21 protein-coding genes and 1 pseudogene are annotated in these 22,115 nt (G+C 69.3%); 8 read left to right on the forward strand and 14 right to left on the reverse strand.

Translation table 11 applies throughout. The annotated features are described in order from the left end of the window. Nucleotides 1–274: 274 nt before the first annotated feature. On the forward strand, nucleotides 275–727 hold the full coding sequence (locus H0X95_RS26445) for a hypothetical protein (protein ID WP_059722421.1): 453 nt from the start codon (nucleotides 275–277) through the stop codon (nucleotides 725–727). Nucleotides 728–835: 108 nt separating this feature from the next. Next, entirely contained in the window at nucleotides 836–2,854 is a 2,019-nt protein-coding gene (locus H0X95_RS26450; RefSeq protein WP_006493340.1) for a VTT domain-containing protein, read from the forward strand. 24 nt (nucleotides 2,855–2,878) lie between these two features. Here the strand turns inward: H0X95_RS26450 and H0X95_RS26455 are convergent, their stop codons facing one another. From H0X95_RS26455 to H0X95_RS26475, 5 genes and pseudogenes are all read right to left on the reverse strand, one after another. Beyond that, nucleotides 2,879–3,208: a helix-turn-helix domain-containing transcriptional regulator gene (locus H0X95_RS26455; RefSeq protein ID WP_006479699.1), complete on the reverse strand. Its 330-nt coding sequence runs from the start codon at nucleotides 3,206–3,208 to the stop codon at nucleotides 2,879–2,881. Further along, nucleotides 3,205–3,536 (reverse strand): annotated as a pseudogene (locus H0X95_RS26460) (type II toxin-antitoxin system RelE/ParE family toxin). The gene H0X95_RS26455 and the pseudogene H0X95_RS26460 overlap by 4 nt, the downstream one beginning before the upstream one ends. Before the next feature lie 287 nt (nucleotides 3,537–3,823). Beyond that, complete coding sequence (locus H0X95_RS26465; protein ID WP_006495654.1) at nucleotides 3,824–4,378, reverse strand: arsenate reductase/protein-tyrosine-phosphatase family protein; 555 nt, start codon at nucleotides 4,376–4,378, stop codon at nucleotides 3,824–3,826. 183 nt (nucleotides 4,379–4,561) lie between these two features. After that, the gene (locus tag H0X95_RS26470) at nucleotides 4,562–7,012 is read right to left on the reverse strand and encodes an alpha/beta hydrolase fold domain-containing protein (RefSeq protein WP_059722423.1); all 2,451 of its coding nucleotides are present in this window, start codon (nucleotides 7,010–7,012) and stop codon (nucleotides 4,562–4,564) included. After that, nucleotides 6,999–8,717: a GMC family oxidoreductase gene (locus H0X95_RS26475; protein ID WP_059722424.1), complete on the reverse strand. Its 1,719-nt coding sequence runs from the start codon at nucleotides 8,715–8,717 to the stop codon at nucleotides 6,999–7,001. Before H0X95_RS26475 ends, H0X95_RS26470 begins: the two co-directional genes overlap by 14 nt. A gap of 263 nt (nucleotides 8,718–8,980) precedes the next feature. Here H0X95_RS26475 and H0X95_RS26480 point away from each other — a divergent pair, with 263 nt between their 5' ends. Next, nucleotides 8,981–10,012: an AraC family transcriptional regulator gene (locus tag H0X95_RS26480; RefSeq protein ID WP_059722426.1), complete on the forward strand. Its 1,032-nt coding sequence runs from the start codon at nucleotides 8,981–8,983 to the stop codon at nucleotides 10,010–10,012. 64 nt (nucleotides 10,013–10,076) lie between these two features. Next, nucleotides 10,077–10,586: a GNAT family N-acetyltransferase gene (locus H0X95_RS26485; RefSeq protein WP_006490509.1), complete on the forward strand. Its 510-nt coding sequence runs from the start codon at nucleotides 10,077–10,079 to the stop codon at nucleotides 10,584–10,586. A gap of 17 nt (nucleotides 10,587–10,603) precedes the next feature. Here the strand turns inward: H0X95_RS26485 and H0X95_RS26490 are convergent, their stop codons facing one another. The 3 genes from H0X95_RS26490 to H0X95_RS26495 all read right to left on the reverse strand — a co-directional run bounded on the left by H0X95_RS26490 (nucleotide 10,604) and on the right by H0X95_RS26495 (nucleotide 12,608). Next, nucleotides 10,604–11,557, reverse strand: a complete 954-nt coding sequence (locus H0X95_RS26490; RefSeq protein ID WP_006495650.1) for a hypothetical protein — start codon at nucleotides 11,555–11,557, stop codon at nucleotides 10,604–10,606. Nucleotides 11,558–11,615: 58 nt separating this feature from the next. Then, nucleotides 11,616–11,738: a hypothetical protein gene (locus H0X95_RS36225; RefSeq protein WP_006479692.1), complete on the reverse strand. Its 123-nt coding sequence runs from the start codon at nucleotides 11,736–11,738 to the stop codon at nucleotides 11,616–11,618. 414 nt (nucleotides 11,739–12,152) lie between these two features. Then, nucleotides 12,153–12,608 carry an Lrp/AsnC family transcriptional regulator gene (locus H0X95_RS26495; RefSeq protein ID WP_006490496.1) on the reverse strand — a complete coding sequence of 152 codons (456 nt, stop codon included), beginning with the start codon at nucleotides 12,606–12,608 and terminating at the stop codon, nucleotides 12,153–12,155. Nucleotides 12,609–12,723: 115 nt separating this feature from the next. Here H0X95_RS26495 and H0X95_RS26500 point away from each other — a divergent pair, with 115 nt between their 5' ends. Both H0X95_RS26500 and H0X95_RS26505 read left to right on the forward strand, forming a co-directional pair. Then, complete coding sequence (locus H0X95_RS26500; protein ID WP_059722709.1) at nucleotides 12,724–13,272, forward strand: RBBP9/YdeN family alpha/beta hydrolase; 549 nt, start codon at nucleotides 12,724–12,726, stop codon at nucleotides 13,270–13,272. A 121-nt stretch (nucleotides 13,273–13,393) separates the two neighbouring features. After that, complete coding sequence (locus tag H0X95_RS26505; RefSeq protein WP_196446280.1) at nucleotides 13,394–14,647, forward strand: YbfB/YjiJ family MFS transporter; 1,254 nt, start codon at nucleotides 13,394–13,396, stop codon at nucleotides 14,645–14,647. 11 nt (nucleotides 14,648–14,658) lie between these two features. Here the strand turns inward: H0X95_RS26505 and hpaC are convergent, their stop codons facing one another. Beyond that, entirely contained in the window at nucleotides 14,659–15,204 is a 546-nt protein-coding gene (gene hpaC / locus H0X95_RS26510; protein ID WP_006490502.1) for a 4-hydroxyphenylacetate 3-monooxygenase, reductase component, read from the reverse strand. Between the two features lie 355 nt (nucleotides 15,205–15,559). Here hpaC and H0X95_RS26515 point away from each other — a divergent pair, with 355 nt between their 5' ends. Further along, nucleotides 15,560–16,192: a response regulator transcription factor gene (locus tag H0X95_RS26515; RefSeq protein WP_006479687.1), complete on the forward strand. Its 633-nt coding sequence runs from the start codon at nucleotides 15,560–15,562 to the stop codon at nucleotides 16,190–16,192. Between the two features lie 12 nt (nucleotides 16,193–16,204). Here the strand turns inward: H0X95_RS26515 and H0X95_RS26520 are convergent, their stop codons facing one another. The 5 genes from H0X95_RS26520 to H0X95_RS26540 form a co-directional block, all read right to left on the reverse strand. Further along, nucleotides 16,205–16,948 (reverse strand): SDR family NAD(P)-dependent oxidoreductase, encoded by a 744-nt coding sequence (locus H0X95_RS26520; RefSeq protein ID WP_059722711.1) that lies wholly within the window; start codon nucleotides 16,946–16,948, stop codon nucleotides 16,205–16,207. A gap of 59 nt (nucleotides 16,949–17,007) precedes the next feature. Continuing rightward, a complete protein-coding gene (locus H0X95_RS26525; protein WP_059722428.1) occupies nucleotides 17,008–18,132 on the reverse strand; it encodes an amidase in 1,125 nt (374 codons plus the stop codon). Nucleotides 18,133–18,163: 31 nt separating this feature from the next. Next, the gene (locus H0X95_RS26530) at nucleotides 18,164–18,685 is read right to left on the reverse strand and encodes a nuclear transport factor 2 family protein (RefSeq protein WP_006495644.1); all 522 of its coding nucleotides are present in this window, start codon (nucleotides 18,683–18,685) and stop codon (nucleotides 18,164–18,166) included. Nucleotides 18,686–18,693: 8 nt separating this feature from the next. After that, nucleotides 18,694–19,071 carry a hypothetical protein gene (locus tag H0X95_RS26535; RefSeq protein WP_006490490.1) on the reverse strand — a complete coding sequence of 126 codons (378 nt, stop codon included), beginning with the start codon at nucleotides 19,069–19,071 and terminating at the stop codon, nucleotides 18,694–18,696. 102 nt (nucleotides 19,072–19,173) lie between these two features. Then, nucleotides 19,174–20,367, reverse strand: a complete 1,194-nt coding sequence (locus H0X95_RS26540) for an acyl-CoA dehydrogenase family protein (protein ID WP_034202740.1) — start codon at nucleotides 20,365–20,367, stop codon at nucleotides 19,174–19,176. Nucleotides 20,368–20,517: 150 nt separating this feature from the next. Between H0X95_RS26540 and H0X95_RS26545 the strand changes: the two genes are divergently transcribed. Next, on the forward strand, nucleotides 20,518–22,071 hold the full coding sequence (locus H0X95_RS26545; RefSeq protein WP_059722430.1) for a sensor histidine kinase: 1,554 nt from the start codon (nucleotides 20,518–20,520) through the stop codon (nucleotides 22,069–22,071). Nucleotides 22,072–22,115 lie beyond the last annotated feature (44 nt).

Below are 22,115 nucleotides of genomic sequence, written 5' to 3' on the forward strand. Positions count from 1 at the left end.
CCGCGGCCGTTCTTCTGACCAATATATGCCCCCGGACCCGAAAACGGTACTCGTTCGAGAAATTTTCGGGAGGGTTGAGCGCGGAATGTGCACTGAAACGAAATAATTCGCGGGAAAGGGTACGGCGCGACGCGCATCCGGATCCGGGTATTCCCGGGTGATCGTTGCACCCGCGCGGGGCCGGCGCGGCATCACGGCAACCGGTCCGCGAACCGGTCCGATTCGGGACTAAACTGGTGCCCGATGCCACTCGCGTCAACCGAGGAGTCCTGCGATGATCGACCTTGCCGATATCCTGCCGTCCGCATTGCCCGCCGCCGTCGCGTGGGCCGAAGCGGAGGCGGCGCGCGGACTCGCGCGGGGCGCGCCGCTGACGCCGGCACAAGCCGACGACGCGCGCACGGTGGGCGTCGCGCAACCGGAGCGGATCCGCGTGACGGCCGTCGATCGCATGCCGTTTCCCGACACGCCGATGCTTGCCGCGCTCGCCCGCGACACCGGGCTGCTCGCGCCCGGGACGATCGGCCTCACGCTCGGCCATGCGGTGTACGTGCTGCGCGGGCAGGACACGCGCCGCCTGCTGACTCACGAATTCCGGCATGTGCATCAATACGAGGCCGCCGGCTCGATCGGCGCGTTTCTTGCGCGCTATCTGCACGAGGTCGCGACGGTCGGCTACCACGATGCGCCGCTCGAGGCCGACGCGCGACAACACGAATTCGATTGACCCCTGACCCCGACACCGGCGCGAGCGTGCGCATGTCGCGATGAACGTATCCAATGCCCCTGCCGGCCCGCCGTTCGCGCGCCGGGCCGCACCGTTCGGGAGCGTGTGATGAGCGACACGATCCATGCGTGGATCGGTGCGATCGGCGCGCATCCGCTGCTCGTGCTGGCGATCGTGTTCGTGGCCGCCTGCGCGGAGGCGATCGCGTTGATCGGCACGATCGTGCCGGCCGGCGCCGTGATGTTCGCGGCCGGCGCGCTGATCGGCGCGGGCGCGCTCGACGCGTGGGCGACGATCGGCGTCGCGGCCGTCGGCGCGGTGATCGGCGACGGGATCAGTTACGAACTCGGGCGGCATTACCGCGGGATGATCCGCAACGCATGGGCGCGCTTCGGCTATGCGAACGCCTACGCGCGCGGCGAGGAATTCGTGCTGCGTCACGGCATGAAGAGCATCGTGCTCGCGCGTTTTCTCGCGCCGGTGCGTGCGGTGGTGCCGGTCGTCGTCGGCTGCGCGACGCTGCCGCGCCGGTCGTTCTATCCGGTCAACGTGATCTCGGCGCTCGTGTGGGCGCCTGTCCACGTCGCGCCCGGCATCCTGTTCGGCGCGTCGGCCGCGCTGGCCGCGGCGATCAGCGTGCGGGTCGCCGCGATCCTGCTGGTCGTCGCCGCGCTGGTCGCGCTCGTGTGGATCGGCGTGCGCATCGCGCTGCGGCGCGGCTGGCCGCTGCTGTGCCGTGCGCTCGCCGAAGCCCTGCATGCCTGCGCGCGCCGCTGGCCGCGGTTCGGCGCGCGGCTGCACGACGGGATCGCGTACCTGCGCGGGTTGCCGGGCGCGGTGCCCGTGCTCGCGCTGCTGTTCATCGGCTGTGTGTGGCTGTTCGCGGGCATCGTGCAGGACGTCGTCGCGAACGATCCGCTGATGCACGCGGACATCGCGCTGTACGCGTTCCTGCAGAACCTGCGCACGCCGCCCGTCGACGCCGCGATGAGTGCGCTCGCCGTGCTGCATGGGCACGACACGGGGCTGATCGTCGCGGCCGCGTTTCTCGTCTGGCTGATGATTCACCGCTGCTGGCTGTCGGCTGCGTGGTGGCTCGCGACGGTCGGCGTCGCCGTCGTGCTCGTGCCGGTGTTCGGCGGAGGCGTGCCGGGCGCGACACCCGCGAGCCTGCCGCCCGGCGCGCCGCACGTGGCGCTGCCCGACGCCGACGCCGCGTTCGCGATCCTCGCGAGCAGCGGCCTCGGCTGGGTGCTCACGCGCGACCGGCCCGCGTTGTGGCGCATTCCGGTCGTGACCGCGGTCGTGCTGTGGATCGTGCTCGGCGGTTTCGCGCGGCTGTACGTCGGCGACACCTGGTTGTCGGGCCTGCTGGGCGGATGGAGCCTCGGGCTCGCGTGGTTCGCGTTGCTCGCCGGCGCCTATGCGTACTGGCGCGTGCGCGAGCATGTGCAGCCGAGAGGCGCGCTCGTCGCGGTCGTCGTCGTGCTCGCGACGGCCGGCGTATGGACGGTGCCCGCGCAATGGCAGCTCGATCGCGCGGCGCGTCCGCATGTCGGCGACGTGGTCGCGATGACCGTCGACCAGTGGCTGCGCGGCGGCTGGCAGCGCGTGCCGACGCGGCGCACCGAGATCGGCGGCGACCGCGAGGAATATCTGCCGCTGCAATGGAGCGCGACGTCGGACACGCTCGACCGGCATCTCGCGCAGGCCGGCTGGCAGCGTGCGACGCCGTGGTCGCCGGCCACCGCGCTGCGCTGGCTGTTGCCGCAGGCGCCGACGGATACGCTGCCCGTGCTGCCGCGCTATACGCATGGCGAAAGCACGCGGCGCGTGTTCGTCCATATCGACCCGGCCCACCCGGAAAGCCGTTTCGTGCTGCGGCTGTGGCGTTATCCGTACGTGCTGCAGGATGCGCTCGGCATGCGGCCGCTGTGGTACGGCGCGCTGTATCGCGAGACGCTGCGCCGGCCGGCGCGGCTGATGACGATCGTGCGCACGACGACGATCGACGATGCGGCGGCGATCGCGCAGGCGCTGGCGGTCGAGCCGACGATCGCGCATCGGCCGGCGGGAGTGACGGTCGCGCCGGACGAGATGCTGCTGGTGTGGATGGTGAGGCCGTGAGGGGGTGCGCGTGCCGTGCGCCCCTTACGCGTGCGACGGCTGCGCGGGAACGACGGACAGGCGCAGGCCGACGGTCTTGAGCACCGCGAGCAGGGTCTTCAGCGTCGGGTTGCCGTTCGGGGACAGCGTGCGATACAGCGATTCGCGGCTGATGCCGGCTTCGGCCGCGACGGCGCCGAGCCCGCCATACGCTTCCGCGACCGTGCGCAGCGCGAGCAGGCCGGCCGCGCGGTTGTCCGGGTCGTCGAGCGACTCCATCGCGACGCGCAGATAGGCGACCGCGAGCTCGCGGTCGGCGCCGAGTTCGGCGACCTCTGCGTCGTGGTGCGATACCGCGCCTTTGAGCTTGTTCACATTTGCCTCCGTTTCCAGTTCGACCAGTGTTCCTTTGCGCGCCGGATGTCGTCGGATTGACTCGCCTTGTCGCCGCCTGACAACAGCAGCACCAGGGCGCTGTCGTGCCGGCCGAAGTACACGCGATAGCGGCGCCGACATGGACGCGCAGTTCGGCCACGCCTTCGCCGACCGGCTCGCAGTCGCCGAAATTGCCGGTCTGCACGCGGCGCAGGCGCTCGCGGATGCGTGCCTGCGCGAGCTTGTCACGCACGGCGTTCAGCCATTCGGTGAAAGGCTCGCGACCGTCGTCGCGCTGATAGCGAAGCAGTTCGAACTTGGAGAGCATTGTAACTTATAAGCTACAAAAAATCAATGGAACGAATCGGGTCGCATGCAATGGCTTCACAGCCGACGCGCATGCAGCGTCTTCATGGTTCGGCTGTCAGGGCATGGAGCGGACCTCCCGGACGACGATCATTGTTTCATCCGGTCGGGCGCGCGACGATTCGGCCAAATGGCCGGTATCGATGGCGTGATGAGGGGGGATGCGCTCGGAGACGGAGAGCGAGAGGAACGACTGGGTGGAGGGTTTGCCGGCTCGCGATGTGTACCGCGAGCCGGCAGATTCCCGCGCTACTGCTTCGCCGGCACGGCGGTCGCGACCTTGTCGAGCGCCGCCGGAATGTACGTATCGAGTTGCGCGGTCACCGATTCGTAGAAGTCGATCGGCTTGCCCCATGCGTCGGGCACGTCGACGTGTTTCCCGCTCGCGTACTCGGCCAGCGTGAACACCTTGCCGGCCGCCGACGGATAGAGCGCGAGCACCTTTTCCTTGTGCTTGTCGGTCATCGTCAGGATGACGTCCGAATGCTTGACGTCGTTCGCGTTCAACTGCGCCGCGCGATGCGCGGACGTGTCGATCCCGCGGCGCTTCATCAGGATCACGCCGTTCTCCTCCGGCTTTTCGTCGTACGGATCCTCGTCGACCGCGCGCGAAATCACCGCGACATGCGCGTGGCGCTGCGCGATCAACTGGCCGGCAATCGCTTCCGCCATCACGCTGCGCCCGGTGTTGCCCGTGTCGACGAACGCGACCTTCTTCGGTTCGTCGGCCCATGCCGACGTCGCGCACTGGATGCCGACGCCGCAGAGCAGCGCAAGCGTGCCGAGGGTGTGCCTTCTTTTCATGATGTCTCCGCCAGGGTGGGGTGGTTGCTCGCCCCGGTGACGCACCGGGGTTTGCGGGAAATCATGACGGCCGCATGCGGCGGAAAAAAATAAACGGCCGGTTTTCGCAAGTCGGTGTCGCTTCGTTGCAAGCGGGTGCGACGCTCGGGCCGGCGCCGAGCGTCGTACGTCGCCGCTTCATCGTCATGCCGGCGAGGCGACACGTTTCGCTGCAAACCCCGCCAACGTACGCAACGCGTCCCGCGCCGAGCGCAGATAAAACGCCTGCAGATGAAACACGTGCCAGCGCGCCGCATGAATCTCCAGCCGGCACGGCACGCCGCACGCATGCGCATGCTCCGCGAGCCGCTGCGCATCGGACAGCAGCACTTCCTGGTCGCCGGCCTGGATCAGCATCGGCGGCAAGCCGCGCAGGTCGGTGTCGAGCGGGCCGCGCGCCGCGGCGGACCCCGTGCCGTGATACCAGCGCAGGCCCTGTTCGAGCCAGCCGCGCCGGATCATCGGATCGTCGTGGCGGCGCGAGGCCAGCGTCGCGCCGCCGAGCGCCGGGTCGGTCACGGGCGAGATCAGCAGCAGCGCGGCGGCAGCCGGCTCGCCGCGCTCGCGCAGCGCGATGGCGAGCGCCAGCGCCAGCGCGCCGCCGGCGGAGTCGCCGGCGATCACGATCCGGTGCGGCGCATAGCCCTGCGTGCGCATCGCATCGTAGGCGGCCAGTGCATCGTCGAGCGCGGCCGGGCTCGGATGCTCGGGCGCGAGCCGGTAATCGGGCACCCACACCGGCAGGCCCGCGTCGTTCGCGAGGCGCGTCGTCACGCCGCGATGCGTATGCGGCCCGCCGAGACAAAACGCGCCGCCGTGCAGATAGAGGATCGCGCCACCCGTATCGCCACGCTTCGGCGCGACGACTTCGACGGGCACGCGTTGCGCCGACGTGCGGTAGCGCAGCGTGCCGCCCGCGCCGGGCATCAGCGGCGACAGCAGCGTGACGACGCGGCGCTGCATGCGCGCGCCGAACGGCGGCCCGATCAGCGGCCGGAACGCGACGCGCAGGAATCCGCGCAACGAAGCGGCCGTGAAGGCTTCGAGTCTGCCGGCGGGCGGCGCGACCATCGTGCCGTGCAGCGGCGCGGCCGCCGCGGGCAGCGGTTGCGACAAGCGGTACGCGGACATGCCGGTGAAGCGCGTGATCCACCGGTAGGTCAGCGTGAAGCCCGGCCAGTTCGTGCTGTTGTGTCCCGACGCATCGACGTACCAGCTCTTGCAATTGCTCCATACCGACCCTGCGAGCCGCTGCTGCACGTGCACGTTGAAACGCCGGTAGCGGCGCGCGTCGACGTCGATCTCGCGCGCGCCGTCGCGACGCATCGCATGCACGCAGCGCATCACGTGCGCGATCTGGCTTTCGAGCATGTAGACGATCGAGTTGTGACCGAGGTTGGTGTTCGGGCCGTACAGCATGAAGAAGTTCGGAAAGCCGGGCACGGTGAGCCCGAGATACGCCTGCGCGCCGCGTCGCCATGCGTCGTTCAGGTCCAGGCCGCCGCGGCCCGTGATGCGCATCGGCGACAGGAACTCGGTCGCCGCGAACCCAGTGCCGTAGACGATCGCGTCGACGGGATGATGCACGCCGTCGGCGGTTTCGATCCCGTCCTCGGTCACGCGCCGGATCGGCTGCGTGACGAGCTCGACATGGTCGCGGCTCATCGCGGCGAGATAGTCGCTCGACAACAGGATGCGTTTGCAGCCGACCGGATAGTCGGGCGTGAGCCGTGCGCGCAGCGCGGGGTCCGGCACGTCGCGCGCGAGCAGCTTGCGAAACGGCCGGCCGACCGCGACCTTCATCAACCCGTTCAGGCGCGTGAACGCGATCGCGCGCGCTTCGTAGCGCAGGTAGATCGATGCGCGATGCAGTTTCATCGCCGCCGGCAGCCGGCGAAACAGCGCCTTTTCCCACGGGCGATACGCGCGGTCGGGGCGCGGCATCACATAGGCCGGCGAGCGCTGGAACACGGTCAGGCGCCGCACGTCGCCGGCGATCGCCGGAACGAACTGGATCGCCGATGCGCCGGTGCCGACCACGGCGACACGTTTGCCGGCGAGTGCGTAATCGTGATCCCAGTGTGCGGAGTGAAACGCACGGCCGCGAAACGTGTCGATGCCGGGCAGGTCCGGCATGGCGGGGCGGCTCAGCTGGCCGGTGCCGCTGACGAGCAGCGCGGCGCTCAGCGTCGTGCCGTCGCGCAGCGTGACGTGCCACAGCGCGCCGGCTTCGTCGTAGCGTGCGTGTTCGACTTCGGCGCCGAAGCGCAGATATCGCGCGAGGCCGTACTTGCGCGCGCAGTGTTGCAGGTACGCATGAATTTCAGGCTGCGGCGCGAACACGCGCGACCACGCCGGATTGGGCTCGAACGAGAACGAGTACAAGTGCGAAGGCACGTCGCACGCGGCGCCCGGATAGCGGTTGTCGCGCCACACGCCGCCGACGTCGTGCGAGCGTTCGACGATCACGAAATCGTGAATGCCGGCGCGTTGCAGCGCGACCGCCATGCCGATGCCGGCAAAGCCGGCGCCGATGATGATCGCGGCAAGCGGCGTGGCGGAGCCGGCGGAACGGGAAGGATCAGGCGACAGCATGGCGGGTTTCCTCGGGCTGGGCGGTATCGTGCGCGGCGTGGGGTGCAAGGGTAGCGTCGAAATCCGTCGCTGTCCTGACGATTGCTTCGGCATGCGGCTCTACCGCTACGCGGCATACGCCGCGCATCAGGTCGACGGCCTTCTCGGCGATCATGATCGTCGGCGCATTGGTGTTGCCGCCGATGAGCGTCGGCATCACCGATGCATCGACGATGCGCAGCCCTTGCAGGCCATGCACGCGCAGTTGCGGATCGACGACGGCGAGCGCGTCGCGTCCCATCCGGCAGGTGCCGACCGGGTGATAGACGGTGTCGGTGCGCCGCCGCAGCACGTCGCGAATCTCGTCGTCGGTCGTCACGTTCGCGGTGAACAGGTCGCGCGTGGTCCAGCTGGCGAGTGCCGGTGCGTCCATCAGGCGACGCGTGAGGCGGAAGCCCGCGACCATGTCGTCGAGATCGCGCGGATCGTCGAAGAATGCGGGATCGATGCGCGGCGCCGCGAGCGGATCGGTGCCGTTCAGCGTGACCGAGCCGCGGCTGCGCGGCCGCAGCAGGCAGACGTGGCACGACAGCCCGTGACCGGCATGCGGCTTGCGCGCATGGTCGTCGACGAGCGCGACGACGAAATGCAGCTGGATGTCCGGTGCGGCGAGATCGGCACGCGTTTTCAGGAAGCCGCCGCCTTCCGCGAAGTTCGACGTCAGCATCCCGCGCCGTTCGCGGCGAAAGCGCGCGAATTCGCGCAGCATGCGCAGCCCGCCGCGGACGGATACGCCCATCGTGTCGACGCTGCGCGTGCGGTAGCCGAAGATGAAATCCGGATGATCCTGCAGGTTGCGGCCGACGCCCGGCAGGTCCGCCCGTACCGCGATGCCGCGCTGCTGGAGTGCACTGCCCGGGCCGACGCCCGACAGCATCAGCAATTGCGGTGTCTGCAGCGCGCCGGCCGCGAGCACGACTTCGCGCCGCGCGCGCAGCGTGCGGATTTCGCCGTGCTGCCGCACTTCGACGCCGGTTGCGCGCGTGCCGTCGAACAGGATGCGCAGCACCTGCGCATGCGTCTCGACCGTCAGGTTGTCGCGTCGCCCGACGTGCGGCAGCAGGTACGCGCGTGCCGCGCTCCATCGTTCGCCGTGCTTTTGCGTGACCTGGTAGATCCCGATGCCTTCCTGCTGCGCGCCGTTGAAATCGTCGGTGAGCGGCAAGCCGGCCTGTCGCGCGGCTTCCAGATAGCGCGCGTGAAACGGGTTGCCGGTGCGCAGGTCGCTGACCCACAGCGGGCCGTCGCGGCCGTGCCACGCATCGTCGAAGCGCTCGTTGTGTTCGCTCAGGCGAAAGTACGGCAGCACGTCGTCGTATGCCCAGCCTTCGTTGCCGAGCGCGGCCCAGCCGTCGTAATCGACGCGATGGCCGCGGATATAGACCATCGCGTTGATCGCCGACGAACCGCCGAGCGTCCTGCCGCGCGGCTGATAGCCGATGCGCCCGCCGAGCCCCGGCTGCGGCACCGTGTCGAAGGCCCAGTTGTTCAGGCGGGTGGGCATCATCGCGACCGCGCCGATCGGCACGTTGACGACCGCGCCGTCGCCCCGGCCGCCGGCTTCGAGCACGCAGACGGTCACGGCCGGGTCCTCGGTCAGCCGCCCCGCGACGACGCAGCCGCCCGACCCGCCGCCAACCACGATGTAGTCGAAAGTCCTGCTCATGGAATCGTCTCCTTTCCTCGGTAATCGGTGGGTCACGCGATGCACGTCGGCATGCGGGGACGGGCGGCGCGCCGGTGGGCGAAGCGGGCGGCGGGATCGATCGGGCGACTCGGTCGCATGGTGTCTCCTCCTGGGGCGATGGCGTCGTTCGGGCGACGACCGGATGACGCCGATGGTGCGGGCCGCGTGGGAAAACACCAATGCTGCTTGGGGACAATTGTTTTAGTATTTGGGCCAAATCGGCGCTTCGAGGGTTTCTCCGCATGAGCTTCTGGGATTTCACCCGGAGTCCGGCCAGCGCCCGGCTGCTGGCCGATTTCGGCGACGAACGCGGCGTGCCGCCTGCCACGTTGCTGGCCGGCACCGGCCTCGCGAGCGCGCAGCTCGACGACCCGAAAGTCGAGGTGACGGCCGCGCAGGAACTGCGGCTGACCGGCAATCTGCTGCGCGCGCTCGGCCGGGCGCAGGGCCTCGGGTTCGAGGTCGGGCTGCGTTATCACTTCTCCGCGTACGGCGTGTGGGGCTACGGGCTGATCGCGAGCGCGACCGGGAGCGATGCGCTCGCGCTGGCGATGCGCTTTTTGCCGCTCACGTATGCGTACACCGTCATCACGTACCGCGAGGCCGCTGACACCGGCGTGCTCAACTTCGGCGCGCCGGAACTCGACGCCGACCTGAGCCGGTTCCTCGTCGAGCGCGACATGACGGCCGCGGCCGTGCTGCTGCAGGAAATCGCCAGCGGCGATTTCGCGTTGTCGCGCTTCACGCTGCAGGCCGCGCGTTCGCCGGCGCTTGTCGCGCCGCGCATCGCGGGTATCGAGCCGACGTTCGCGGCGCGTGCGAACAGCCTCGAGTTCGATCGCGCGTTTCTCGACCGGCCGCTGCCGCATGCGAATCCGCTGACGGTGTCGATGTGCGAGCAGATGTGCGGCCAACTCGTCGAAGCGCGGCGTGCACGCGTGGGCACGTCGGAGATGGTGCGCCAGTACCTGAACGCGACGCCGGGCAGCGCGCCGTTCTCGCTCGAGGACATGGCGCGGCTGATGAACACGAGCCCGCGCACGCTCAAGCGCCGGCTTCAGGACGAAGGCACGACGTTTCGCGCGCTGCTCGCGCAGGCGCGCGGCGCGATGGCCGAGACGCTGCTCGCCGATGCGCGGCTGTCGCTCGCGGAGGTGGCCGAGCGGCTCGGTTTCAGCGATCTGTCCAGTTTCTCGCAGGCGTTCAAGCGCTGGTACGGCATGCCGCCGGGCGCGTATCGCAGCGCGGCGCGGCGAACGGGCGACCCGCGATGAATCGCGGTACGATCGCTCGTTCGCCTGCCTTGCCTGCTGACATCACCCTCACGAGACCCCCCGCATGATCACGATCCGCCCGATGACCGACGACGATTTCGCACGTTTCTGGCCGACCTACCGCGCCATCGTCGCTGCTCAGGAAACCTACGCATTCGATCCCGAGCCGACGCCCGAAGCGGCACGCGCACTGTGGCTCGACGCGCCGCTCTGTACGTGGATCGCCGAGGAGGACGGCGTGGTGCTCGGCTCGTATTACCTGAAGGCGAATGCGGCCGGGCCGGCCAAGCACGTGAGCAACTGCGGCTACATGGTGAACGAGGCCGCGCGCGGCCGCGGCGTCGCGCGCCTGATGTGCGAGCACTCGCAGCAGGTCGCGCGCGAGCACGGTTTTCTCGCGATGCAGTTCAATTCGGTGGTCGCGACCAACGAGGTCGCGGTCGCGCTGTGGCAGAAGCTGGGATTCGAGATCGTCGGCCGGCTGCCGCGCGCATACCGTCACGCGCGGCTCGGCTTCGTCGACTGCCTCGTGATGTTCAAGTGGCTCGGCGACGCGGCCGCCGCCGAAGCCTGAGTCACCTGCGCGCCGCGTCAGACGGCGAACGCGCCGTCGAACACGATCCGCTCGTCGAGCGCGAGCGTGCCGCGCGCGAAGATCAGGTCGAGATGGTGGCTGCCGTTTTCGCCGCCGCCGAGGCCGAGATGCAGGCCCGGATGGCGTTCCTCGAACCCCGCGTTGCGGCCGTACAGGCTGCGGATGCCGAGGTTCGTGCCGATGCCGAATTCCTCGATCCGCCGGTGATTCGCATGCCGGTCGAGATAGGTCGAGAAATCGCGCCGGAAGCCCGCATCGTCGGTGTCGAAATCGACGATCGTGCTGTGTTCGACATGCAGCGTCGCGAGCCGCTCGGCCACCTTGTACTTGATCGCGAACGGCACGGTGCCGAGAAACGTGCCGCTGAACACGACGGTGCCGTTCAGGTCCGTCACGTGCGTCGCGATCTCGCCGGGCACGACGTCGAGGTTGCCCATGCCGTCCACGCTCGTCCATTTCTGGTCCGGCGCGAGCGCGCCCGTCAGCGCGTTGCCGGCTTCGTCGATGAAGCGGATCTGCGACGCGCGCGAGGCCGCCTCGATCAGGCGACCGTTGCGGGCGGCGATGTCGTCGAGCGATTCGGCGAACGCCTCGTCGAGATGCGGGCCGTAATCCTTGAATAGAACCGATTTGCTCCAGTGTTCGACGATCGCGGGGCGGATCGCGGCGAGGAACGGCGGCCCGCTCGGCGACGGCGTCGGCAGGCACGACGAGTCGTACAGCAGCACGAACAGGTCGGCGTTGTCGAGCGCGACGGCGATGTCGGCGGGCGCGGTGCTTTCGAGGCAGAGGGTGGTCGCGTCGAGCGAATCGGGCAGGGCGGAAAAGGCGCGCAACGCGATGTCGCGGTTGCGGGTGTCATAGCCGACCAGCAGTTTTCCCGATTCGCCGCGGGCCAGCTTGTCGCGCAGCGCCGGGTGAAAACCGAGCGCGCGGTGCAGGTTCAGCATGCGTATCTCCGGAAGCGGCGGAAGGGCCGAGGCCCTTCCGCGAGAACGGGTGGCCCGCTCAGACCGGCCAGAGCGCGGTGCCGAACGGCACCACGGCGTCCTCGACCATCATGTCGACGGCCTCGGGGTGCGTGTCTTCCTGCATCCAGTCAAGCAATTCGATTTGCTGGGTTTCCTGCATGTCAATTCTCCTGTGGTGAACATGAGTGATTCAACATGAAAGCGCGACAAAAAAATTGCCGCTCCTCGTTCGGCATTTTGTGAATCCCGGACAAGTGGCGTCGATATTAGTCTGACGAATTTTCGAATGCAATGCGTTGCCATGTTTTTAGCCGACACGTGCTAAACACGCAGCGTTTGCGCTTCACATACTGGAAAAACCGGATAAAACGAGCGACAGATCGCGCATCATTTTTTTAGAGGACGGAATCCGGATAGACGAAATGAATTTGGCTATTTTTAATTCGAATTCAATTGTCCGGATTGCTGCGTTTTATGTCATTGACGAAAGCCGCATACGCATTCGCGTGGCGTTCGAATCCGCGATCGAACCGGTCCGCGATGTCACGCACCGCGCGCGGTTCGCACGCGAGCGTCATCCGAGCAACGCCTTGCCGATCGCCTTGGTCGGTTCGGAGCGCAGCACCAGCGAAGTCGTGACCGCGCCGAAGCGCGCAATCGCGTCGATGAGCGTTTCGAGCTGGCCCGGTGTCGGCACCAGCACCTTCAGCAGAAAGCAATCGTCGCCGGTCATGCGATGGACTTCGATGACATGCGGCATGTCGGCAAACGTGCGCAGCGCCGGTTTGATGTGCTCGTGAGTCGTCTTCAGCCGGATGATGGCCATCATGCCCAGCCCGAGCGCCGCCGGATCGATCCGTGCGCCGTAGCCCGCGATGATGCCGCGTTCTTCGAGCCGCTTGACGCGCTCCGACGTCGCGGGCTGCGACAGCCCGATGCGCCGGCCCACTTCCGACAGCGGCGTTCGCGCGTTGTCCTGCAGGGCCTCGAGGATCGCAAGATCCAGGCGATCCAGTGCTTCGTCCGGCATGACGGTCCTCCGGTACCGTTGATTCATCGGCATTTTGTCTCAATAACCGATGACTTGCCATTCCATGCCGACCGGCGCCCCGTCACACTGCCGGCTTTCGTTGATGGAGGGCGTGATGGAGCAAGCGATCGTGATCGTGCCGGGTATCGGCAATTCGGGACCGGATCATTGGCAGAGTCATTGGGAGGCCGCGTTTCCCCGCGCCGCGCGCATCGCGCCGGCGTCGTGGGATGCGCCCGACCTGGCCGACTGGACGGCGGCGCTGGACGAGGCCGTGGCGAACGCCGGCGCGCCTGCGCTCGTGATTGGTCATTCGCTGGGCTGTCTGTTGTTCGCGCATTGGCATGCCGCGTCGGCGCGCGCGGTGCGCGGCGCGTTTCTCGTCGCCGTGCCGGACCCGGCAGGGCCGCGTTTTCCGGTGGCCGCCGCCGCGTTCGCGAAGCTGCCGCGCGTCCGGTTCGGGCGCGTGCCGGTGCTGGCGATCGCGAGCGCGGACGATCCGTACGATCCGTCCGGGCGAGCGCTCGAATGGGTCACGCAACAGGGCGCGACGCCGCTGCAGCTCGGCGCGCGCGGCCATCTGAACGCGGCTTCCGGGTTGGGGGAATGGCAAGAAGGACGCGCGCTGCTGACGGCGTTTGCAGCCGGGCTCGGGCGAGCGTGATCGTGCGTGCCTGCGCCGGCCGTCGGGTTTTTGTCGCCACCGCACCGGTTCACGGCGGCTCAAGTATGATCGACCGACGGTGGCGCAAGCCCCGCAATCGAACAACGATGGAGACACCCCGATGCGCGCAGTGCCGCAACCGGAGCGTGCCGGCCGCTCGCGGCCGGACGCCGGCGCAACCGATCCCGGCCGCATGGCCGCGTGGCGACTCGCGATCTGCCTGTCGCTCGGCAGCGCGATCGCGCTCGGCCTCGCACGCTTTTCATATGCGCTGCTGCTGCCGCCGATGAAGGCCGATCTCGGCTGGACCTTCGCGCAGGCCGGCGCGCTGAACACGGCGAACGCGGCCGGCTACCTGATCGGCGCGCTGGCATTCCCGCTGCTGTCGCGGCGCTGGCGCGCGGGCACGCTGCTCGCGGCCGGCTGCGCACTGACCGCCGTGCTGATGGCCGCGGGCGGGCTCACGTCGGACATGCACGCGCTACTGGCGCAGCGGCTGGCCACAGGTATCGGCAGCGCGTTGATCTTCATCAGCGGCGGTGTGCTGGCCGCGCGGCTCGCGTCCGCGTCGCCGCGCGACGCAGGGCTGCTGCTCGGCCTCTATTACGGCGGCACCGGATGGGGTATCGTCGCGTCGTCGCTGCTCGTGCCGGCCACGCTCGTGCACCGCGTGCACGGCTGGCAGCCCGCGTGGTTCGCACTCGCGACGGCGTGCGTGCTGTTCTCGGCGGTGGCCGTGTCGGCCGCGCGCCGCATCGAGCATGCGCATGCGGCGCCGGTCAGACAGACCGACGGCGCGAAACCGGCGGCGAGCGCGAGCCCGGCCCGCTTTGCGCTCGCGCTGGCCGGCTACGGGCCGTTCGGCGTCGGCTACATCGGCTACATGACGTTCATCGTCGCACTGCTGCGCGGCGCGGGGATGAGCGGCACGGTGGTCGCCGCGTTCTACGTGATGCTCGGGATCGCGACCGTCGTGTCGGCGCGGCTGTGGTCGGGGCTGCTCGACCGGATGCGCGGCGGCCAGGCGCTCGCCGTGCTCAACGCGCTGCTCGGCGTCGCGACGCTGATGCCCGCGCTGTTCGTGCACCCGGCCGCCGCGTTCGCGTCGGGCCTGCTGTTCGGCGCGACGTTCCTGTCGGCGGTCGCGTCGACGACGGCCTTCGTGCGGCACAACCTGCCGCCCGACGGCTGGGCGAAGGGGATCAGCGCATTCACGACGGTCTTCGCATTCGGGCAGATCGCGGGGCCGGTCGCGATCGGCTGGGTGTCGGACAGCGCGGGGCTCGCGCGCGGGCTCGTGTATTCCGCGCTGACACTGTTCGCGGGCGCCGCATTCGCGGCCGGGCAGCGCGCGCTGCGCAGCACGTCCGCGTAGTCAGGCGCCCGTCACCGCACGCAGGCGGTACGCGACACGCGATGAAACGCACGGCTGAAGTAGATGAGGCTGTCGCCGTCGTCGCGCACGCGAATCGACGTCGCCTCGATGAACATCACCGAATGCGAGCCGACTTCCTTCATCTCGGCGATCGTGCCCTGCAGGCTCGCGAGCGCATCGCGCAGCACCGGCACGTCCTGTTCGCCGCGATCCCACACGGGCAACTGGAAACGCTGTTCCATCGGCAGGTCGGTGAGCCCCGCGAAGTGTCGCGCGAGCAGTTCGTGCTCGGCCGGCAGCACGTTAATGCAGACCTGACGGTTGCGCTCGAAGGTCGCGTGCATCGCGCTCGACCGGTTCAGGCACACGAGCAGCGTCGGCGGCGCGTCGGTGACGGAGCACACGGCGCTCGCGGTGATCCCGCAGCGGCCGTGCGGCCCGGCGGTGGTGATCACGTTGACGGCCGCGCCGAGGTGGGCCATCGCCTGGCGGAAGGCCTTCTGCGCGTCGGTCGGTTCGACGCGCGCCGGTCGCTGGATATCGGTCGTGGAAGACATGGGCGCTCCTGGTTGGACGAAAGCGGCGAACGATGCAGCGCGGCGAGCGCGGCGCCGGATCGCCGACGATGACCCAAGCGTACGTCGCGAAAATGCGGCCGACCATTCGCACGATTGGCGATCGGGATGGCGTTGCCGCCAACGCGTCTAAAGGTTCTACCTAGATGCATGCCGCCGCGTGTGAAAAAAACCGCGATTGCGCGTTCGTGCGGCACGTGCAGGGGTTTGCAGCGGGTTTTCGGCTCGTTATGATGTGCCGCACACCCCACAGCGAACGACGCTCGCGACATGCCGGCCACCGGCTTCCCGCGCGGCGCGTGCGATACCGATACCGATATTCAGCGAGACACCCGCGATGACGTCACCCGCACCGATCGTATACATCGTCGACGACGACAGCGGCATGCGGACGTCGCTCGCGTGGCTGCTCGAATCGGTCGGCATCGCGTCCGAAGGATTCGCGAACGCCGCCGACTTTCTCGCGCGCTTCGACGTGAACCTGCCCGCCTGCCTCGTGCTCGACGTGCGGATGCCGGAGAAAAGCGGCTTCGACGTGCAGGCCGAACTGAATGCACGCGGCGCGACGCTGCCGGTGATCTTCGTCAGCGGGCATGGCGACATTCCGATGTCGGTGCGCGCGTTGCAGAACGGCGCGATCGATTTCGTCGAGAAGCCGTACAACTCGCAGCAGATGCTCGAGCGCGTGCAGCGTGCGCTGCGGCTCGCGCAGCAGCGGCACGCGGTGAGCCAGCGCCACCGCGAGCTGCGCCAGCGGCTCGATGCGCTGACCGCGCGCGAGAAGGAAGTGCTGCGCGGCGTCGTGGACGGCAAGGGCAGCAAGCAGATCGCGTCGGATCTGTCGATCAGCGTGAAGACGGTCGACGTGCATCGCGCGAGCATCAAGGAGAAGCTCGGCGCGACGTCGATCGCCGCGCTGGTGCGCGACGTGATGGTCGTATGGGGCGACGACGGCGAATCGTCGCGATGAGGCCCCGCGCGTTCAGCGCATGTACAGCCCGCCGTTGATGTCCCAGCATGCGCCGTTCGCGAAATGCGCGTCGCCCGACGCGAGCAGCACGGCGGCATCCGCGACGAACCCGGCCGACCCGAGCTTGCCGCCCGGCAGGCTCGCGAGCACCTGACGCAGTTTTTCAGGCGCGACGCTTTCGTACACGATCGGCAGATCGAGCGGCCCCGGCGAGATCGCGTTGACGGTTACGCCGTGCGCGGCGAGATCGCGTGCGAACACCTTCGTCAGCGTCAGCGTGCCGCCTTTCGCTGCCGCATAGTGCGCGCCCGTCGCCGAGCCGCCGTTCTGCCCGGCGAGCGATGCGATGTTGACGATGCGGCCCGCGCCGCGCTGCGCGAAGTACTGGCCGAACACCTGGCAGCCGAACAGCACGCTGCGCAGGTTCACGTCGATCACCTGGTCGAACTGCTCGGCGGTGATCTCCATCGCCGGTACGACCTTCGACGCGCCTGCGTTGTTGACGAGCACGTCGATCGTGCCCCAGCGCGCGACGAGCGCATCGCGCGCCGCTTCGAAATCGCGTTTGGACGTGACGTCGAGCGGCAGCGCGATCGCGCGTGCGCCGCCCGGGTCGAGTTCGCGTGCATGCGCGTGAACGGCGTCGGCGGCGATGTCGGCCAGCGCGACGCGATAGCCGGCCGCATGGAAGCGTTCGGCGATGACGGCGCCGAGCCCGCGCGCGGCGCCGGTGACGAGAACGACTCGATCTGACATGGTGTGGAATTCCGTGGTTCGCGGGCGCACGCCGATGGACGCGGCGCCCGCATCGTGGTTCATGCGGCGAGCGCCGCTTCGAAGCGGGCCGCGATCGCGCAGACCCGCTCGTCCGCGCCTTTGCGACCGACGATCTGCAAGCCGGCCTTCAGCGGTGAACCGGCGAGCGGTAGCGGCAGGCTCAGCGCTGGATGGCCGCTCAGGTTGAACGGCCGGATCAGCGACGACATCGCGATCACCGATACGCCGTCGCGGGCCTGCTGCAGCGTGATCGGCAGCGCGGGCAGCGTCGGCAGCACCAGCACGTCCGCGTGTTCGAGCGCGGCGTCGACCTGCGCGGTGAAGCGTGCGCGCACGGCTTCGGCTTCCGCGAGCGCGGCCGGTGTCGTCGTCGCGGCCATGCGCAGCCGCGCATCGAGATCGGCGCCGAGCCGCCCCGTTTCGACCAGATGGCCGAACGCGCGCGACGTTTCCGCATTGATCACGGTCAGCCCGGCCGCGAACGAGGCCGGCATTTCGTCGAGCACGACCGTGTGCGCGCGCAGGCCCGATGCACGAACGGCCGCATCGAGCGCGGCGGCGATCGCCGGGTCGGCGTCGACGACGAGTTGCGCGACCGTGCAGCCTGCCGCGGCAGCCGTCGCCTGCGCACGATCGAAGTCCGGCGCGATCGCGGCCATCACCGCGACGAGCGTGCGCATCTCGCGTGCGAACGGCCCGACGCAATCGAGCGTCGTGTCGGCGGGCGCGACGCCGCGCCGCGATACGCGGCCGAACGTCGGTTTCAGCCCGGCCACGCCGCAGCACGCGGCCGGCCCGCGAATCGAGCCGCCGGTATCGGTGCCGAGCGCCGCATCGACGGCGCCGAGCCCGACGAGCGACGCGGAGCCGCTCGACGAGCCACCGGGAATGCGCGTGGCATCCTGCGGATTGACGGGCGTGCCCGTGTAGTCGTTGATGCCGGTCATGCCGAACGCGAGTTCGTGCATGTTCGCCTTGCCGGCGATCTGCCAGCCGGCGTCGAGCAGCAGGCGGACCACGTCCGCGTGCTGCGCGGCGGGCGGCGCATCGGCGAGCGCGCGGCTCGCCGCGCGGGTCGGATGGCCGGCGATGTCGATCGTGTCCTTGATCGCGATCGTCGGGCCGGGGCCGCCGAGCGTGAAGGTGTCGATGAAGCCTGTCATGGTCGGTATCGTGCGAAAGCAGCGGGAAACATCAGGACCGTGGCGCGGCGGCGAGCGGCCACGGGCCGTCGAGCACGCGTTCGGTGCGGAAATGGCGGATCAGCCAGGTGGCGCCGTCGGCGGCCGGCGCGAAATCGACGGTCAGCCGCGCGGCGATCAGTTCGGCCGAGCCGTCGGCGTAGCGCGACGCCTGCAGCATGATCCAGCGGCCGCGCGCGCTGGCGCGATCGGCGCCGATCTCGATCGACTCCGACGTCAGGAAGTGCAGGTTCGCCGCGAAATGCGGATCGGGCGGCAGGTAGCGGCCGAGCATCGCGACGATCGCCGCGGGGCCTTCGAGGCGGCCGAACTTCCGCGCGTATTGCAGGCCGATGCCTTCCCACACGGCGTCGGCCGTGAACAGGTCGGCGAGCGACGGGCCGGCGCCGGCGTCTGCGGGGACGTCGCACAGCGCCATGTAGCGCGTGAGCGTCGCACGCACCGCGCGCTCGGCATCGAGCGCCGCGACGCGCTGCACGAGCGTGTCGATCGCGGCAGGGGACAGGTCGGTCATCGCGCGCCTCACGCCGCGGGCTTCGCGGCCGGCGGCACGGTCAGCGCGCGGCCCACGCGCGCCTCGATCTTGCCGTAGCGCCACAGGTTGTATTCGCCGACGGGCGTCGTGCGGTACAGGTTGCACACGGCGACCGTCGTGTCGAAATCGGCGACGTCGGCCATGATGTAGAAGGTCCACGGCGCGCCGTCGGCCTGGCCGACCACGAGGCGGTCGTCGTCCATCACGCCGAGCACGCGCACGCCGGGCATCGCTTCGACGGCCGCGAGCATCGCGCCGTACGCCTGCCACACTTCGCCGATCTGCTCGCGCGGCAGGTCGAAGAAATTCTGCGACACGCCGCAGCAGAACAGGACGCGCAGCGGCAGCGGATTCGAATCGGACATATCGGGTTCTCCAGAGAAATCAGGCGGGCGCATGAGCCGGCCGGCGACGGCGCGACCGGTTCGGCTTCATGCGCGTTCATCAAAAGCGTCGGTCGATGCAGGTTACAGATAACCGGGAAACGGTGCGACGCCGGTGAATACCGCGCCCGCGCCGTCGAAGTTGCCTTCGGCGAGGAACGCGTGCTGCGTGACGACCATCGCATCGCGCAGCAGCCGCTGCAGCGGATGCGACCGGTAGATCGCCGCCGTGCCGCCGAGGCGGTACGCGCGTTCGACGACGCTCGCGCCTTCGCGGGCGATCTGCGTGGCCGCGAGCCGCAGCAGGCTGACCTGGTCGGGCGTCACCGGGTTGCCCGCGAGGATCGATTGCCACACCGAGTCGGTCGCATCGTAGAAGAACGCGCGCGCCGAGCGCAGCTGCGCCTCGGCCTTCGCGAGCTCGATGCGGAAATACGCGCGATCGGCCAGACGCGGCGCGCCGGTCGTCGTCTGGCGGCCGCCGGACATGCGATTCACGACGTCGAGCGCCGCACGCGCGAGGCCGAGGTTAACGACGGCCAGCACCTGCGCCGCATACGCGACGGTCGGATAGCGGTACAGCGGTTCGTCGACGGTCGGCTCGCCGCCGCGTACGAAGGTCCACGCCTCGGGCACGAAGCGGTCGTTCACGCGCAGGTCATGGCTGCCGGTGCCCTGCATGCCGACCACGCTCCAGTTCTCGACGATCTCGACCTCGGCGGCGCGGAACACGGCCGTGCGCGGCTTGTTCGGCGCGGCGTCCTGCACACCCGGCACGGCGATGCCGACGCCGAGCCAGTCGGCGCCCTTGCAGCCGCTCGCGAATTTCCACGTGCCGTTCACGCGCCAGCCGCCCGGCGCGTCCTGCGCGGGCTGCACCGGGAACAGGCCGCCCGCGAACACCTGGTCGGGGCCGCCCGCGTACAGCTCGGCCTGGGTCTCGAGCGGCAGCGCGGCGAGGTAGACGTTCGCGGAGCCGAAGCTCGCGACCCACGCGGCCGAACCGTCGGCGGTCGCGATCCGTTCGATCATGTCGAGAAACGCGGTCGGCGCGAGCGCATCGCCGCCGAAGCGGCGCGGCGTGCCCGCGCGATAGATGCCGGCCTGCTTGAACAGCGCGATCACGTCGCGCGGCACGTGCGACAGCCGGTCGAATTCCTCGCGGCGCGCGGCGACCGTTTCGAGCACCGCGTCGAGCGGCGACAACTGCCCGGCCGCGGGAGAGGCCGCGGGCGGCGAGGTCGGCGCGGATTCGATGGCGAGGGCGGCTTGCGGCATGGTTGTCTCCTGGGGATGGGGGGCGATTTCTGTGTCGGTTGCGGGGAGCCAGACGATGCAACCAGTCTAGAAACGCCGAAAACACGCAGCAATTGGTGCGTTGGGCCGCGCGACTGGTGACGCTCCGTGCCGGCCTAAAGAAATCTTCAGATGCGATCGGCGCGCGCCGGTGCTATGTTGGGTTTCCGGCCGCGCGACGCCGCGCGCCTTCTTCCGAATCCGATCATGAGTTTTCCCGACGAAGACGATTTCCACCGGCTGCTCGACGCGCTGACGACCTGCGTGCTGCTGCACGACGCGCACACCAGGGCAATCGTGTGGGCGAATCGCGCCGCGTGCATCGCGCTCGGCTTTTCGGTCGAGGAACTGCTGCCGCTGAAGGCGCCGGACATGACGCGTCCCGAGCCGAAGTACCGCCGCGAGATCGCGGTGAGCGCATGGGATCGCGCGCTCGTCGACGGGCCGCAGGTGTACGAGTGGTGCTATCGCTCGCGTACCGGCGTCGACATGCTGTCCGAGGCCACCGCGACCTACGTGCCGCTGCGCGGGCGCGACGTCGTGATGGTGCAGTTCCGCGACATCAGCGCGGAGGAGGCGGTCCGCCAGCAGTTGCGCCGCTACGAGGCGCGGCTGCGCGAGTTCATGCAGGATCTCGACGAAGGCATCGCGGTCGTGACGCCGCACGGCGGCGTGCAGTTCATCAGCGAGTCGGGCCGCCGCGTGCTCGGGCTCGCACCCGACGAACCGCTCGGCGCGGTGCTCGACTACTGCTCCTCGGCCGATCGCGACCGGCTCGTCGCGCAGTTGCGCGACGCACCGTCGGCGCACCCGTCCGCACCGCAGCGCTACCGGATCGTGCGGCGCGACGGCTCGGCATGCTGGCTGCGCATCCTGTGCCGGCAGGTCGAGATCGAGGACGATCTCGACGGGCTGCTCGTGCAGTTCCGCGACGTGAGCGACGAAGTCGCGATCGAGGACGCGCGGCGCGCCGAGGCGCGCATGCTCGAATACGCGGGCCGTTACAACGCGATGGGCGAGATGGCGACCGTGATCGCGCACGAGTTGAGCCAGCCGCTCGCGGCCGTGCGCAATTTCATCGAAGGCGCGGTGCGGCGGCTGAACGGCGACGGCGCCGTCGACGACGCGATCTGGGGGCTGCGCAGCGCGGACCGGCAGGCCGAGCATGCGGCGCTGATCATCAAGAGCGTGCGCGAATTCATCGTGAAGCGCGAGCCGGTCGTCGCGCGGGCCGACCTGCGCGACATCCTCGCGGACGTCGCGTACTTCATCGAGCTGCGCGCGAAGGAGGCCGGCGTGACGGTCGCGATCGTGCAGGCCGACGCACCGCTGCCGATCCGCTGCGAACGCGTGCTGATCGGGCAGGTGATCCTGAATCTCGCGTTCAATGCGATCGAGGCATTCGCCAGTTGCGAGCGGCTGCCGCGCACGCTGACGCTCGGCACCGCGAACGTGGCCGGCCACGCGGAGTTGCGTGCGATCGACAATGGCCCGGGCATCGAGGCCGGCGCGCACGACCGGCTGTTCGACGGCTTCTCGTCGTCGAAGGCCGGCGGCAACGGGATCGGCTTGTCGCTGTGCAAGAGCATCGTCACGCGCCACGGCGGGCGGATCGCCGCGAGTCCGGCGGCGGGCGGCGGGCTCGACTGCCGCGTGACGCTGCCGCTCGCCGACGCGTCCGCCTAGCGGCCGCGCGGCGTCACGACGGGGCAGCGGCGCGCGGCGCATGG

The organism is Burkholderia sp. 9779_493, from assembly GCF_015712215.1.
GTDB classification, from domain to species: domain Bacteria; phylum Pseudomonadota; class Gammaproteobacteria; order Burkholderiales; family Burkholderiaceae; genus Burkholderia; species Burkholderia cenocepacia.

What these genes read in the sequence shown, in the direction of transcription:
- H0X95_RS26545 (WP_059722430.1), top strand. Translation starts at nt 20,518, where the DNA reads ATGCGATCGGCGCGCGCCGGTGCTATGTTGGGTTTCCGGCCGCGCGAC.
- H0X95_RS26495 (WP_006490496.1), bottom strand. Translation starts at nt 12,608, where the DNA reads ATGCCGGACGAAGCACTGGATCGCCTGGATCTTGCGATCCTCGAGGCC.
- H0X95_RS26515 (WP_006479687.1), top strand. Translation starts at nt 15,560, where the DNA reads ATGACGTCACCCGCACCGATCGTATACATCGTCGACGACGACAGCGGC.
- H0X95_RS26530 (WP_006495644.1), bottom strand. Translation starts at nt 18,685, where the DNA reads ATGACCGACCTGTCCCCTGCCGCGATCGACACGCTCGTGCAGCGCGTC.
- H0X95_RS26465 (WP_006495654.1), bottom strand. Translation starts at nt 4,378, where the DNA reads ATGAAAAGAAGGCACACCCTCGGCACGCTTGCGCTGCTCTGCGGCGTC.
- H0X95_RS26445 (WP_059722421.1), top strand. Translation starts at nt 275, where the DNA reads ATGATCGACCTTGCCGATATCCTGCCGTCCGCATTGCCCGCCGCCGTC.
- H0X95_RS26500 (WP_059722709.1), top strand. Translation starts at nt 12,724, where the DNA reads ATGGAGCAAGCGATCGTGATCGTGCCGGGTATCGGCAATTCGGGACCG.
- H0X95_RS26505 (WP_196446280.1), top strand. Translation starts at nt 13,394, where the DNA reads ATGCGCGCAGTGCCGCAACCGGAGCGTGCCGGCCGCTCGCGGCCGGAC.
- H0X95_RS26475 (WP_059722424.1), bottom strand. Translation starts at nt 8,717, where the DNA reads ATGAGCAGGACTTTCGACTACATCGTGGTTGGCGGCGGGTCGGGCGGC.
- H0X95_RS26525 (WP_059722428.1), bottom strand. Translation starts at nt 18,132, where the DNA reads ATGACAGGCTTCATCGACACCTTCACGCTCGGCGGCCCCGGCCCGACG.
- H0X95_RS26470 (WP_059722423.1), bottom strand. Translation starts at nt 7,012, where the DNA reads ATGCTGTCGCCTGATCCTTCCCGTTCCGCCGGCTCCGCCACGCCGCTT.
- H0X95_RS26480 (WP_059722426.1), top strand. Translation starts at nt 8,981, where the DNA reads ATGAGCTTCTGGGATTTCACCCGGAGTCCGGCCAGCGCCCGGCTGCTG.
- H0X95_RS26450 (WP_006493340.1), top strand. Translation starts at nt 836, where the DNA reads ATGAGCGACACGATCCATGCGTGGATCGGTGCGATCGGCGCGCATCCG.
- H0X95_RS36225 (WP_006479692.1), bottom strand. Translation starts at nt 11,738, where the DNA reads ATGCAGGAAACCCAGCAAATCGAATTGCTTGACTGGATGCAGGAAGAC.
- H0X95_RS26540 (WP_034202740.1), bottom strand. Translation starts at nt 20,367, where the DNA reads ATGCCGCAAGCCGCCCTCGCCATCGAATCCGCGCCGACCTCGCCGCCC.
- H0X95_RS26535 (WP_006490490.1), bottom strand. Translation starts at nt 19,071, where the DNA reads ATGTCCGATTCGAATCCGCTGCCGCTGCGCGTCCTGTTCTGCTGCGGC.
- hpaC (WP_006490502.1), bottom strand. Translation starts at nt 15,204, where the DNA reads ATGTCTTCCACGACCGATATCCAGCGACCGGCGCGCGTCGAACCGACC.
- H0X95_RS26485 (WP_006490509.1), top strand. Translation starts at nt 10,077, where the DNA reads ATGATCACGATCCGCCCGATGACCGACGACGATTTCGCACGTTTCTGG.
- H0X95_RS26520 (WP_059722711.1), bottom strand. Translation starts at nt 16,948, where the DNA reads ATGTCAGATCGAGTCGTTCTCGTCACCGGCGCCGCGCGCGGGCTCGGC.
- H0X95_RS26490 (WP_006495650.1), bottom strand. Translation starts at nt 11,557, where the DNA reads ATGCTGAACCTGCACCGCGCGCTCGGTTTTCACCCGGCGCTGCGCGAC.